General features: G+C 69.1%; 10 protein-coding genes. 3 read left to right on the top strand and 7 right to left on the bottom strand.

All coding sequences use genetic code 11. The features are described 5' to 3' along the window. Nucleotides 1–7: 7 nt before the first annotated feature. From BW996_RS03990 to BW996_RS03975, 4 genes are all read right to left on the bottom strand, one after another. Complete coding sequence (locus tag BW996_RS03990; RefSeq protein WP_051632002.1) at nucleotides 8–1,285, bottom strand: branched-chain amino acid ABC transporter substrate-binding protein; 1,278 nt, start codon at nucleotides 1,283–1,285, stop codon at nucleotides 8–10. A 19-nt stretch (nucleotides 1,286–1,304) separates the two neighbouring features. Beyond that, nucleotides 1,305–2,381: a tRNA (adenosine(37)-N6)-threonylcarbamoyltransferase complex transferase subunit TsaD gene (gene tsaD, locus BW996_RS03985; protein WP_037482792.1), complete on the bottom strand. Its 1,077-nt coding sequence runs from the start codon at nucleotides 2,379–2,381 to the stop codon at nucleotides 1,305–1,307. Continuing rightward, the gene (gene lgt, locus BW996_RS03980; protein WP_037482754.1) at nucleotides 2,378–3,199 is read right to left on the bottom strand and encodes a prolipoprotein diacylglyceryl transferase; all 822 of its coding nucleotides are present in this window, start codon (nucleotides 3,197–3,199) and stop codon (nucleotides 2,378–2,380) included. Before lgt ends, tsaD begins: the two co-directional genes overlap by 4 nt. A gap of 69 nt (nucleotides 3,200–3,268) precedes the next feature. Beyond that, nucleotides 3,269–3,499 (bottom strand): TIGR04438 family Trp-rich protein, encoded by a 231-nt coding sequence (locus tag BW996_RS03975; protein ID WP_037482756.1) that lies wholly within the window; start codon nucleotides 3,497–3,499, stop codon nucleotides 3,269–3,271. A 236-nt stretch (nucleotides 3,500–3,735) separates the two neighbouring features. Here BW996_RS03975 and BW996_RS03970 point away from each other — a divergent pair, with 236 nt between their 5' ends. After that, entirely contained in the window at nucleotides 3,736–4,041 is a 306-nt protein-coding gene (locus BW996_RS03970; RefSeq protein ID WP_037482757.1) for a c-type cytochrome, read from the top strand. A gap of 105 nt (nucleotides 4,042–4,146) precedes the next feature. Here BW996_RS03970 and acs read toward each other — a convergent pair whose 3' ends face one another. After that, nucleotides 4,147–6,096: an acetate--CoA ligase gene (gene acs / locus BW996_RS03965; protein WP_241461990.1), complete on the bottom strand. Its 1,950-nt coding sequence runs from the start codon at nucleotides 6,094–6,096 to the stop codon at nucleotides 4,147–4,149. Between the two features lie 352 nt (nucleotides 6,097–6,448). Between acs and BW996_RS03960 the strand changes: the two genes are divergently transcribed. Further along, entirely contained in the window at nucleotides 6,449–7,072 is a 624-nt protein-coding gene (locus tag BW996_RS03960; protein WP_051632010.1) for a TIGR00645 family protein, read from the top strand. A 37-nt stretch (nucleotides 7,073–7,109) separates the two neighbouring features. Here the strand turns inward: BW996_RS03960 and BW996_RS03955 are convergent, their stop codons facing one another. Then, nucleotides 7,110–10,235, bottom strand: a complete 3,126-nt coding sequence (locus BW996_RS03955; protein ID WP_081838152.1) for a transglycosylase domain-containing protein — start codon at nucleotides 10,233–10,235, stop codon at nucleotides 7,110–7,112. 370 nt (nucleotides 10,236–10,605) lie between these two features. Between BW996_RS03955 and BW996_RS03950 the strand changes: the two genes are divergently transcribed. Continuing rightward, on the top strand, nucleotides 10,606–12,129 hold the full coding sequence (locus BW996_RS03950) for a fumarate hydratase (protein ID WP_037482762.1): 1,524 nt from the start codon (nucleotides 10,606–10,608) through the stop codon (nucleotides 12,127–12,129). Nucleotides 12,130–12,191: 62 nt separating this feature from the next. On the opposite strand, the gene BW996_RS03945 is transcribed toward BW996_RS03950, so the two are convergent. Then, nucleotides 12,192–12,746 carry a DUF2062 domain-containing protein gene (locus tag BW996_RS03945; protein ID WP_037482763.1) on the bottom strand — a complete coding sequence of 185 codons (555 nt, stop codon included), beginning with the start codon at nucleotides 12,744–12,746 and terminating at the stop codon, nucleotides 12,192–12,194. Nucleotides 12,747–12,785 lie beyond the last annotated feature (39 nt).

Below are 12,785 nucleotides of genomic sequence, written 5' to 3'. Positions count from 1 at the left end.
GGAAGTTTCAGATGGGGGCCATCTTGCACGAATGCGGCTGCGCCGTCTGCTCCGGCGCCAGATAGCGCACGGTGCGGAAGCCGTAGCCGCTGCCCTCGACATCGAAGCGCACGCCCTCGCTGCCGGCCTTCTGCATCGTGCTGACGTAGAGCGGCTGGATGAACTGGTGGTCGGCCGCGCGCATCTGGCCCGCGCCCAGGCCGCCGAGCCCCCGACCGTCGAAGCGTGCGCCCGACAGCGCCTTCGCGATCGCGGTCGCGTCCAGCGAGCCCGCGCGCTCGATCGCCTGCGCCAGCATCTCGACCATCACCTGCATGCGCAGGTGCAGATAGTCATCCTGCGGCTTCGGGAAGCGCTGGCGGAAGGTGCGCACCAGCGCCTCGGAGGCCTTGTCGCCGACGTTCGGATGCCACTCCGCCACCGCGACCACCCGCCCCACCCCGCTCTCGCCCAGCGTGGCCGGCACGCCCAGCGCGTTGCCGTAGAAGGTGTAGAACTTGCCCTCGAAGCCGACATCGCGCGCGGCCTTGATCAGCAGCGTCAGGTCGTTGCCCCAGTTGCCGGTCAGCACCGCCTGCGCGCCGCTGGCGCGGATCTTGGTCGCGTAGGGCAGGAAGTCCTTGATGCGGCCGACCGGATGCAGCTCCTCGCCGGCGATGCGGATGTCAGGCCGGCGCGCGGCCAGCATCTCACGGCCCTTCTTCAGCACATGCTGGCCGAAGCTGTAGTCCTGACCGATCAGGTAGACGCTGCGCAGCGCGCTGTCCTGCTGCAGCACGTCGACCAGCGCCGACAGGCGCATGTCGGCATGCGCGTCGAAGCGGAAATGCCAGGGGCTGCACTTCTCGTTGGTCAGCACCGGATCGACCGCGGCATAGTTGAGAAACAGCGCGCGGCGCTGCGGCTCGCGGGCATTGTGGCGGTTGAGCGCTTCGACCAGCGCGGCGGCCACCGCCGAGCTGTTGCCCTGCATCACCACCGGCACGGCCTGATCGGTGGCCGCGCGCAGCAGCGCCAGCGCCTCCTCGGTCGAGCCCTTGCTGTCCATGCGCACCAGCTCCAGCGGGCGCGCGCCGCCCGGCAGCTTCACGCCGCCGCGGGCATTGACCCGCTCGATCGCCCAGCCCAGATTGCGCGCCACCGCCTCGCCGGCATTGGCAAACGGGCCCGACAGGCCCTCGATCAGCGCCAGCCGCACCGGCTCGGCGGCCTGCGCCAGGGCGCACAGGCCCAGCAACGCGCCGGCCAGCCCGGCGCGCGCGACGACATTCAGACGGAAGTTCATCTCGGGAATCAGACGCTGATCAGACGCTGGCCAGGTCCCAGCGCGGGCGGACATCGAAGTCGTACTGGCGCCGGGCCTCGGCCTGGCCGGACTGCAGCCGCATCGCCGCGGCCAGCGCGATCATCGCGCCGTTGTCGGTGCACAGATGCAGCTCGGGATAGTGCACCCGCACGCCGCGGCGGCGGCACTGCGCGTCCAGGTCGGCGCGCAGCTGGCGGTTGGCGCCGACGCCGCCGGCCACCACCAGGCGCTTGAGCCCGGTCTGCTTCAGCGCCAGCAGCGACTTGGCCACCAGCACCTCGACGATCGCCGCCTGGGTCGAGGCGGCCAGATCGGCGCGCTCCTGCGCGTGGCCGTCGCCGGCCGTGTCCTCGCCGGCATCGATCTTCGCCAGCTGGGTCCAGACGGCCGTCTTCAGCCCGGCGAACGAGAAGTCCAGCAGGTCGCCGCGCAGCAGCGGGCGCGGCAGCCGGTAGGCCTGCGGATGGCCCTGCTCGGCCAGTCGCGCCAGCGCCGGCCCGCCGGGATAGCCCAGGCCGAGCATCTTGGCCGACTTGTCGAAGGCCTCGCCGGCGGCGTCGTCGATGGTCTCGCCGAGCAGCGCGTAGCGGCCGACGCCATCGACCCGCATCAGCTGGGTGTGCCCGCCCGAGACCAGCAGCGCGACGAAGGGAAACTCCGGCGGATCGACCGACAGGAAGGGCGACAGCAGGTGCCCTTCCAGGTGATGCACGCCCAGCACCGGCCGGTCCAGCGCCATCGCCAGCGCGCAGGCCGCGCCGGTGCCCACCAGCAGCGCCCCCGCCAGGCCAGGCCCGCGGGTGTGGGCGACGACATCGACCGCCTCCAGCCCCAGGCCGGCACCGGCCAGCGTCTCGCGCAGCAGCGGCACGACGCGGCGGATGTGATCGCGCGAGGCCAGCTCCGGCACCACGCCGCCATAGGCCTGGTGCATGTCGATCTGGCTGTGCAGCGCATGCGCCAGCAGGCGCGGCGCGGCCGCCCCCGCCACGCCCTCGGGCAGCTCGACCAGCGCCACGCCGGTCTCGTCGCAGGAAGACTCGATGCCCAGCACCCGCAGCGGAGCGGCACTCATGCGCGCCTCCCGGCCCAGGCCCAGATCAAGGCGCCCGCGACCATCATCGGCACGCATAGCCACTGGCCCATGCTGAGATTCAGCGCCAGCAGGCCCAGGAAGCTGTCGGGCTCGCGGAAATACTCGGCGATGAAGCGGAACAGCCCGTAGCCGACCAGGAACAGGCCCGAGACCCGGCCCCAGACCACCGTGCCATCGGCGCGGTGGTGGGCGCCGTGGCTGCGGCCATAGAGCCACAGCAGGACAAACAGCAGCAGCCCCTCCAGCAGGAACTGGTAGATCTGCGAGGGATGGCGGGCCAGCTCGCTGCCCGACTGCGGAAAGACCATCGCCCAGGGCAGCGACGCGTCAGCCGCGCGGCCCCAGAGCTCGCCGTTGATGAAGTTGCCCAGCCGGCCGCAGGCCAGCCCGGTCGGCACGCAGGTCGCGACCAGGTCGGTGACCTCGAAGAAGCCGCGCTTGCGCACCCAGGCAAACACCGCCATCGCGGCGATCACGCCCAGCAAGCCGCCATGAAAGGCCATGCCGCCCTTCCAGACCGCGAACACCTCCATCGGGTTGGCGAGATAGTGCGCCAGCTTGTAGAACAGCACATAGCCGAGCCGGCCGCCCAGGATGACGCCGACGATGCCGTAGAACAGCAGATCCTCGACCTCGCGCGGGGTCCAGCCGCGTGCGGTGTAGACCGGTTGAAGAATGCGGCGCGTGGCCAGCCCGTAGAACAGGCCGAAGGCGGCCAGATAGGTCAGACCGTACCAGTGGATCTGGACGGGGCCGAGCGCAAGCGCGACCGGATCGAACTGAGGATGGATCAGCATGGCGCGGATGATAAGGGCCGGAACCTGCCGGTGCCTTGCATCCGCCCCCAGGGCTGCGCAAGCGCCTCCTCAGTGGCGCCGGCCGAGCGAGGCGACGGTCGAGCGCCGGCGTGCCTGCCGGCGCGCTTCGTGGCGCTGCTCCTCGAGGCGCCGGGTGCGCCCGCTCGCGTCGGAGAACCACCACCAGAGTGGCGCCAGCGCCAGCGGCGCGACCACCAGCCACCAGTCCCAAGCCGCGACCGGCGCCAGGCCGAGCGCCTTCAGCGCGATCAGGACCAGGCCGAGAATCATCAGTGCCATCTCGATTTCCCCTTGTGCAATGCCGATGTGATGCCGGTGCACCGGCCGTGTCGCCCTGTTGACCCGCATCATCTGGGAAGCCTGGATTCTCCGGCGCCGCATCAAGGCGCGTCAGCCGCGGGACTCCTAGAATCGTTGTGGATCCAACGAAGCGGTTGCATTTCAGGACCATCTTCACGCCTGGTTTCCCGCTCGCTTGTCATTTCCCCCAACCCACCCTCAGACAGGAACTCCCGATGAAGCCTCTGTTCGCCCTCGCCGCCCTGGCCGCCGTCACGCTGACCAGCCCGGCCTTCGCCAACGCCGAACTCGCCGCCAAGAAGAACTGCATGGCCTGCCATGCGGTCGACAAGAAGCTGGTCGGCCCGGCCTACAAGGAAGTCGCCGCCAAGTACGCCGGCGACAAGACGGCCGCTGCCAAGCTGGCCGACAAGGTCATCAAGGGTGGCGTCGGCACCTGGGGCCAGATCCCGATGCCGGCCAACAATGTCACCCCGGACGAAGCCAAGACGCTGGTGGCCTGGGTGCTGAGCCAGAAGTGAAGCTGAAGAAACGCGCCTGATCGCAGGCCGAACAAAAAAGCCCCGCGATGCGGGGCTTTGTTCGTTCCGGCCCGCATCACGCAGGCCGGCGGACGCCGTCCGGGATCAGTAGGCCTGACCCAGCTGACCCAGGATCGCCGGGTTCTCCAGCGTCGAGGTGTCCTGCGTGATGGCCTCGCCCTTGGCCAGCGAGCGCAGCAGACGGCGCATGATCTTGCCCGAGCGGGTCTTGGGCAGGTTCTCGCCGAAGCGGATGTCCTTGGGCTTGGCGATCGGGCCGATCTCGCGGCCGACGTGATCGCGCAGCTGCTTGGCGATCGCCTTGGCCTCGTCGCCCGAGGGCAGCGGACGCTTGAGCACGACGAAGGCGCAGACCGCCTCGCCGGTGGTCTCGTCCGGACGGCCGACGACCGCGGCCTCGGCGACCAGGTCGGTGCAGCTCACCAGCGCCGATTCGATCTCCATGGTGCCCATGCGGTGGCCCGACACGTTCAGAACGTCGTCGATGCGGCCGGTGATGGTGAAGTAGCCGGTCTTGGCGTCACGGATCGCGCCGTCGCCGGCGAGGTAGAGCTGGCCCTTGAAGTCCTCGGGGTAGTAGGACTTCTTGAAGCGCTCCGGGTCGCCCCAGATGGTGCGGATCATCGACGGCCAGGGCTTCTTGCAGACCAGGATGCCGCCCTTGCCCCAGGGCAGCTCGTTGCCGGTCTCGTCGACCACCGCGAACTGGATGCCCGGGAAAGGCAGCGTGCACGAGCCCGGCACCATCGGCGTGGCGCCCGGCAGCGGGGTGATCATGTGACCGCCGGTCTCGGTCTGCCAGAAGGTGTCGACGATCGGGCAGCGGCTGCCGCCGACGTGCTGGTAGTACCACTCCCAGGCGGCCGGGTTGATCGGCTCGCCCACCGAGCCCAGCAGGCGCAGCGACGACAGGTCGTAGCTCTTCGGGTGCACCGCATCGTTCGACTCGGCCGCCTTGATCAGCGAGCGGATCGCGGTCGGGGCGGTGTAGAAGATCGAGACCTTGTGGTCCTGGATCATCTTCCAGAAGCGGCCGGCGTCCGGATAGGTCGGCACGCCCTCGAAGACGATCTCGGTGCCGCCCAGCGCGAGCGGGCCGTAGGTGATGTAGGTGTGGCCGGTGACCCAGCCGATGTCGGCGGTGCACCAGAAGACATCGTCCTGCTTCAGGTCGAAGGTCCACTTGCAGGTCAGCGCCGCGTGCAGCAGGTAGCCGCCGGTGCAGTGCTGCACGCCCTTGGGCTTGCCGGTCGAGCCCGAGGTGTACAGCAGGAACAGCGGATGCTCGGCATCGACCCACTCCGGCTCGCAGGTGTCGGGCTGGCTGGCGACCAGCTCGTGCATCCACACGTCGCGGCCGTCCTTCATCGTGACGGCGGCGTCGGCGCGGTTGACCACCAGCACCTTCTCGATCTTCTCGCAGCCCGGCATCGCCAGCGCTTCGTCGACGATCGCCTTCAGCGGCAGCTTCTTGCCGCCGCGCACCTGGCAGTCGGCGGTGATGACCGCCTTGGCGCCGGTGTCCTCGATGCGGTCGCGCAAGCTTTGCGCCGAGAAGCCGCCGAACACCACCGAGTGGGTCGCGCCGATGCGCGCGCAGGCCTGCATCGCCGCCACGCCGTCGATCGACATCGCGATGTAGATGACCACGCGGTCGCCCTTGCCGACGCCCAGGCTCTTCAGGCCGTTGGCGATCTGGCAGGTCTTGGCCAGCAGCTCGCTGTAGGTGACCTTGGTGACCTCGCCGCCGTCGGCCTCGAAGATGATGGCGGTCTTGTCGCCCAGGCCGCGCTCGACGTTGCGGTCCAGGCAGTTGTAGGAGGCGTTGAGCGTGCCGTCCTCGAACCACTTGAAGAACGGCGCCTCGGCCTGGTTCAGGGCCTTGGTGAACGGCGTCTTCCAGCTGATCAGCTCGCGGGCCAGGTCGGCCCAGTAACCTTCGTAATCCGCTTCGGCCTTGGCGCACAGCGCCTCGTAGGCCGCCATGCCGGAAACCGCAGCGTTGGCGACAAAGGCCTCGGACGGCTGATAGATCTTGGTATCGGGGGTATTCTCGGCTTGGGTCACGCGTGTCTCCTGCGGTGAAAAAGTGCCGGACCTGACAGTAGGCAGGGGCTCTTACGAAGCCCTTACTTTGCAAATCCCGTTCCCGCCGTGTTAACCCCGGCGCGCAGGCTGCGCACGGCGATGCGCTTCATCCTGACACGCATGCCCGCCTAGAATCCGCTGGTTTTCCCTGAATTCACCGCGACACACCGATCCCTGGATGCTGTCGGTCGTCATGGCCATTCATGACACAGCCTCAGGACAAACCCTGATCAACAGATTTGTCACGCGCCCTGTCGCCGCCCTGTTCCTTTTCCTTCACGTCGCTTCGCGCTCGCTCATGCCCCACAAGAATCCTTCCGAGCTCTCCCGCTCCGGCAGCAATCCGCTGTCGCGCCTGATCTTCGCCAGCCGCTGGCTGCAGCTGCCGCTCTACCTCGGCCTGATCCTGGCCCAGGGCGTCTACGTGTTCCAGTTCTGGAAGGAGCTGGTCCACCTGATCGAGGCCGCCTTCGGCAACCAGCATGCGCTCGACATCCTGGTGCAGAGCATCGGCTACAAAAGCAATGCGCCGGTCACCGGCCTGAACGAGACCGTCATCATGCTGGTGGTGCTCGGCCTGATCGACGTGGTGATGATCTCCAACCTGCTGATCATGGTGATCGTCGGCGGCTACGAGACCTTCGTGTCGCGGCTCAACCTGGAGGGCCATCCGGACCAGCCGGAGTGGCTCGACCATGTCAACGCCTCGGTGCTGAAGGTCAAGCTGGCCACCGCGATCATCGGCATCAGCTCGATCCATCTGCTCAAGACCTTCATCAACGCCGAGAACTACAGCGACAAGGTGCTGCTGTGGCAGACGGTGATCCATGTGGCCTTCCTGTTCTCGGCCATCGCGATCGCCACCGCCGACCGGATCATGCATCCGGTGCCGGCCGCGCCGCACGGCGGCGCGGGCCACTGACACGCAGTGCGCCCCGGCTGGCGCTGCAGCGCCCCGCTCAGGGCGCCCGGACGGCCAGCGCCGTGCCCGACGGCGCCGCCGGGCAGCTGGCCCCGGCCTGGCCGGCCAGCACCGGCCGCAGCAGCGGCGCCATCGACTTCAGGATCTGCGTCGGCAGCGCGCTGGTGAACTTGTAGCCGCCCGCCTCGGGCCCGAGCACGAAGGCGGTCAGCGTGCCGAAATGGCGCGGCCCCAGATAGAACACGAAGGTCGCGGTGCGGCTGGTGACGCGGGAGGCGGCCAGGCCGCCGCCGCGGGTGTAGGTGTTGAGCCGGTTGTCGCCGGTGCCGGTCTTGCCGCCGATCGGCAGCGGCGCCTGCCCGTCGGCATCCAGCACGCCCTTGAGCCGGCGCGCGGTCCCCTCGCTGACCACCAGGCCGAGCGCGCGGCGCAGCGTGGCGGCCACCTCCGGCGCCATCACCTGCTCGCCCGCCGAGGGCGCACGCCGCAGCGCCGCCTCGTAGGGCGAACCGGCGGCGAAATGCAGCCGGTCGATGTGCACGGTCGGCAGCCGCAGGCCATCGTTGACGATGATGCCCATCAGCTCGGCCAGTGCCGCCGGCCGGTCGCCGGAGCTGCCGATCGAGGTGGCGTACGACGGCACCAGCGTGTCGAAGGGGAATCCCACCTTCTTCCACTGCGCATGGATCTTCGCGAAGGCCTCGGCCTCGAGCAGCTGCAGGATGCGGCTGTTCTGGCCCCGTCGGGCCTTGCTGCGCATCAGCCAGGCATAGGACTGCTCGCGCTCGGTCGCGCCGGCGTCGAGCACCTGCGCCAGCTCGGCCTGCGGATGCTGGCGCAGATAGGCGGCCACCCACAGCTCCAGCGGATGCAGCCGCGCCAGGTAGCCGCGGTCGGCCAGCGAGTAGTTGCCCGGCGCGTGGCGCTGGTAGAGCGTCTCGAGGTAGTCGTCCTTCAGCGCCGCGCCCGGCAGATGGCGGCGGATGTAGGCGGAGAAGTCGGCCTGCGAGCCCTCCGGCTCGACCGAGCGGTAGATCACCGCCAGCCGCGGCGCGGTGCGGTTGACGCTCTCGGCCAGGCGATCGAGCACCTCGGCCGGCGCCTTGCCGTGATGGCGCTGGTAGAACTTGCGCATGAACTGCCGCCCTTCCTTGTTGATGAAGAGCTTGAGCAGTTCCTGGCGGCGCGGATTGTCGTCGTCGCCCTCGAGGATGTCGCTGGCATCGCTCGAGGCGTGGTGCATGTGGTGGTAGACGATGTCGCGCATCAGCCGGATGAAGGGCAGATTGAGCGAATCGCGCAGCGACTCGTGCAGCGTCGCCAGCCGGCCGTTGTCGGCGGCATTGAAGTTGGAGAAGCTGTGCGCGCCGCCGCCGGTGAAGAAGCGCTCGCCCGGGCTGGCGGAATAGCGGCGCTGCATCGCCGCCTCGAGCATCGCCGCCAGCGAGCGGTCCTCGGTGCTCGACAGCCAGTCGACGGCCCAGCGGCTCAGCCGGTCCTTCGCGCCGATCTCGACCTGGGCGAGCTGCGCGCGCTTCATGCCGGCGTACTGGCGGTGCAGCTCGGCGATGATGTCCAGATAGGTCGCCAGCGTGCGCAGCTTGGCGGTCGAGCCCAGCTCGAGCTTGGCGCTGCCGTTGATGTCGAAGGGCTGGTCGAGGTTGTCGGTCTGCACCCGCACGAAGTTGGCGCCCTCGCCCCGCTCGTAGAGCGTGAAGCTGTAGAGCAGCTTGGCCGGATCGCCCTTCTCCAGCAGCTGGAAGCCCAGCAGGCCGGCCTCGCGGGCAAAGGCCGGATCGCGCAGCTTGTGGAGCCGCTCGGTGATCTCGCGCTGCAGATGGCCGTCGAGCGGGCTCGAGGCGCTCAGGTCGAAGCGGTCGAGCTCGTACAGGCGCGGGGTGTTCAGCAGCCCCGACAGCTGCACCCGCAGCAGCGAGGAGGCATTGCGCTCGCCGAACTCCAGGTTCGGGATCGCGCCGGCATGGGCGGGCTGCACCTGCAGCGGCGCGGCCAGCGCCGCATCGCGCAAGCCCGGCCCGATGATGCCCTCGGCCGCGAGCAGACGCAGGTAGCTGGCGGTCATCGCCATCAGCTGCTCGTGGCCCGGTCCGAAGAAGTGCGCCGGGCGGCGCTGCGCGATCAGCAGGCTGAGCATGCGCCGCAGCGCCAGGCCGCGCTCGGCCAGGCCCTCGGCCTGGTCGGAGGGCTGGGCCAGCAGCCGGTTGCTGGCCGCGACATCCGCGCCGTACCAGGCCTGCAGGCCATCGTTGACGCCATGCACCTCGCCCCAGCCGCGCTGCGCGCCCAGCGGCAGGCTGTTGAGGTAGTCGAGCAGGATGCGCCGGCGCGCCGCCACCGTGTTCTCGCCGTCGCGGTAGGCCCGCACCGAGGCCGAGACCATCTGCAGGTACTTGTCATGCGCCGAGGCGGTGCGCCCCTCCGGCGAGTGGCGGAACTTCTCGGTCTGCGTCGCCAGCGTGCTGCCGCCGGCGGCGGCATGGTCCTCGTCGGCGAGCGCGACGACCTGGTCGACCACCGCCTTGCCCAGCCGCGTCCACTCGATGGCCGGGTTATGCAGCGGCTCGCTCTCGTCGAGCACCTCGCGGTTCTCGATGAAGCCGAGCATGCGCGCCACCACCGGCGGCACCTCCGCCTCGGTGGCATAGGTGTGCAGCGGGAAACGTGAGCGGAACAGCGGCTCGCCGCGGCAGTCCAGCACCCGCAGGCCGGCCTGCACCCGCTCGGGATAGGGCGGGAAGAAGCCACGGTCCATGAAGTCCTGCAGCGCGGGCGACTGCTGCGCCTGCGCGGTCAGCACATAGCCGCGCCCGGCCAGGCCGTCGAGGAACTCGGGCATGCGGGTGTAGCCCATGCGGATGTCGCTCGGCCCGGTGCGCGGATAGCGGCTGCCGGCGGCCGGCTCGGTGCGGACCTGATGATCGAGCTGCGCCGCCCAGTCGGCGAAGAAGCGCGCCTGCAGCGTCGAGGTGCGCATCTCCCACATCGCCACATGCGTCAGGCCGGCCAGCACCACCGCCGCAGTGCCCCAGCGCGCCAGGATCCCGGGCCAGCGTCGCCCGGGCGGGGCTGGAGCCGGCACCGGGGCTGGCGCGGTCTCGCCAGCGGCAGGGGAACGGGAGCTGTCGTCTTCGCCTGGAGTCATGAGAGATGCATCGCGTCGATGCCATTCGCACAAGAGGATTGCCGGAGCAAGAGCAGGAACGAGCGTCGGCCCGGCGCATTCCGTGAACCAGAACACGCCGGATCAGCATACCTGAGTACTTTTTGGAACCACGAAGGGAAGAGCCCCCCGAAAGGCGCGTTTCAGATCGGGAACCGTCGCCTTTTTCGGAATCGCTCGCGTGCAAGGGGCGGCGGATCGGCTTGAGTAAACTCCCCGGTCTGACCGGACCCCGCCCGGCGACGCCCGAGCGTGTCGCCGACTGTGCCAGATTGATGCAAGTCGGATGGCGCAGGATCGCGGCCCAGTCGATGCCAGCCCGTCACCCCGACCCAGAAAGCCCCAGTCCGCCATGACCATCATCCGCCAGGACGACCTGATCGAATCGGTCGCCGCCGCCCTCCAGTACATCAGCTACTACCACCCGGCCGACTACATCGCCCACCTGGCGCGCGCCTACGAGCGCGAGGAAAGCCCGGCCGCCAAGGACGCGATCGCGCAGATCCTGACCAACTCGCGCATGTGCGCCGAGGGCCGTCGCCCGATCTGCCAGGACACCGGCATCGTCAACGTGTTTCTGAAGATCGGCATGGACGTGAAGTGGCAAGGCTTCACCGGCTCGATCCAGGACGCCATCGACGAGGGCGTGCGCCGCGGCTACAACAACCCCGACAACAAGCTGCGCGCCTCGGTCCTCTCCGACCCGATCTTCGAGCGCAAGAACACCAAGGACAACACGCCGGCGGTGGTCTTCATGGAGGTCGTGCCGGGCGACAAGCTCGACATCACGGTCGCGGCCAAGGGCGGCGGCTCGGAGAACAAGTCCAAGGTCTACATGCTCAACCCGAGCGACAACATCGTCGACTGGGTGCTGAAGACCGTGCCGACGATGGGCGCGGGCTGGTGCCCGCCGGGCATGCTGGGCATCGGCGTCGGCGGCACCGCGGAGAAGGCCGCGCTGCTGGCCAAGGAAGCGCTGATGGACGACATCGACATGTACGAGCTGCTCGAGCGCGGCCCGCAGAACAAGCTCGAAGAGCTGCGCATCGAGCTGTACGAGAAGGTCAACGCGCTGGGCATCGGCGCTCAAGGCCTGGGCGGCCTGACCACGGTCCTGGACGTCAAGATCAAGACCTACCCGACGCACGCGGCCTCCAAGCCGATCGCGATGATCCCGAACTGCGCCGCCACCCGCCACGCACACTTCGTGATGGACGGCTCTGGCCCGGTCTACATGGACCCGCCGAGCCTGGACCTGTGGCCGAACGTCAACTGGGCGCCGGACTACAACAAGTCCAAGCGCGTGGACCTGAACACCCTGACCCCGGCCGAAGTGGCCAGCTGGACGCCCGGCCAGACGCTGCTGCTCAACGGCAAGATGCTCACCGGCCGCGACGCCGCGCACAAGCGCATCCAGGACATGCTGGCCAAGGGCGAAGCGCTGCCGGTCGACTTCACCAACCGCGTCATCTACTACGTCGGCCCGGTCGATCCGGTGCGTGACGAGGTCGTCGGCCCGGCAGGCCCCACCACCGCGACCCGCATGGACAAGTTCACCCGCATGATGCTGGAGAAGACCGGCCTGATCGCGATGGTGGGCAAGGCCGAGCGCGGCCCGGTCGCCATCGAAGCCATCAAGGACGCCAAGAGCGCCTACCTGATGGCCGTCGGCGGCTCGGCCTACCTGGTGTCCAAGGCGATCAAGGGCGCCAAGGTGGTCGGCTTCGCCGATCTGGGCATGGAAGCGATCTACGAGTTCGACGTGGTCGACATGCCGGTGACGGTGGCGGTGGACGCCGGCGGCACCAGCGCCCACATCACCGGCCCGAAGACCTGGCAGGCCAAGATCGGCAAGATCCCGGTCGTCGAAGGCTGATCGGCGCAACGCACCACCCCGGTGGTGCCCCGATCAGCTCAGGCCGGCGCGCATCTGCAACATCATCTGCCGCTCGACCCACTGAGACGGCGACGCCGGCGGGACAGCACCCGCCAGCGCCAGATCCAGCCGACGCCCAGATAGACCAGGGCCCCGAAGCCGCAGGCAAAGACCGTCAGCCCGAGCAGCAGCGGCTTGCCCACGCCGGTGATCCGGTCCCACCAGCCGAGATCCTCGGCGGGTGCGGCGGCGGTCTCATCGGCCTGGGCCTCGGGCAGGGCCGTGTCGCCAGGCACGGGCTCGGACAGCATCCAGCCGCCGACCTGCCAGGCCGCGTAGTACACCGGTGGAAAGGTGATCGGATTGGTCACCAGCGTGCTGGCCATCGCGCTGGGCACATTGGCACGCAGCATGACCGCCACCGCGGCGGACACCGGAATCTGCGCGATCGGGATCAGGAAGCCGAAGAACACCCCGATCGCAGCCCCCAGCGCCACCGCACGGCGACTGGCTCGCCACAGTCGCGGATGATGGAGTGCCGGTCCCAGCCAGCGCAACCAGCGGTTGGAGGCGGCGGCCTCGGGCGTAGGCAGCAGGCGACGCAACGATTCGATCATGACAAGCAGGGATGGACAGACGTGGCGGAGGCCGGATTG

Origin of the sequence: Sphaerotilus natans (genome assembly GCF_900156335.1) — a bacterium.
Classification (GTDB): domain Bacteria; phylum Pseudomonadota; class Gammaproteobacteria; order Burkholderiales; family Burkholderiaceae_C; genus Sphaerotilus; species Sphaerotilus natans.
The sequence above is the reverse complement of the archived record's forward strand: the minus strand, read 5'-3'. Positions and strand labels throughout refer to the sequence as shown.